This is a genomic window from Shewanella sp. ZOR0012, assembly GCF_000798835.1.
Classification (GTDB): Bacteria; Pseudomonadota; Gammaproteobacteria; order Enterobacterales; family Shewanellaceae; genus Shewanella; species Shewanella xiamenensis.
The window spans coordinates 1-461 of sequence record NZ_JTLE01000050.1 but is presented as its reverse complement, the minus strand read 5'-3'; the positions used below and the strand labels follow the sequence as shown (position 1 = coordinate 461).

Genomic DNA, 461 nt, shown 5'->3' with positions numbered 1-461 from the left:
CCTCTCAAGCCGCGCGCCAATTAGTGCAGGCCTCTAATGCCTTATCCGATGGCGTGACCCAGTTAGGCCAAGTGGAGGATGAGCGGCAGCGGGAATTTATCGGCCGTAAGCTCAGCCTTGAAAGCGCCACAATGTTAAATAGCATCAAAGTGTTACTGACACTGGATGTGAACGAAGATAATCATTTATCCGTATTAGCTGGGCAAATCATCGAGCAATTAACCTTATTGGGTAAGAGTGTGGGCCAGCGCCTTACCTTAGGGGATGAGTTGCAGCTTAGGGCCCGTGAGTTATCACTTGCCGCAGCCCATGCCTCTGAGTTATTGCAATCCGAATTGGCGGTAGTCGACTCGGCGATTTTAGCAAAACTCAGCCAAGCTTATCCCGATATGGCGGGGAATAAACGCAGTGGGCAACTGCTTGATGATGTGATTGAACGTGAGCTCGATATCCAAGAACAG

General features: G+C 50.1%; 1 pseudogene. It reads left to right on the top strand.

From position 1 onward, the window contains the following. A pseudogene (locus L976_RS01415) lies at positions 1-461 on the top strand (TMAO reductase system sensor histidine kinase/response regulator TorS); the annotation flags it as partial.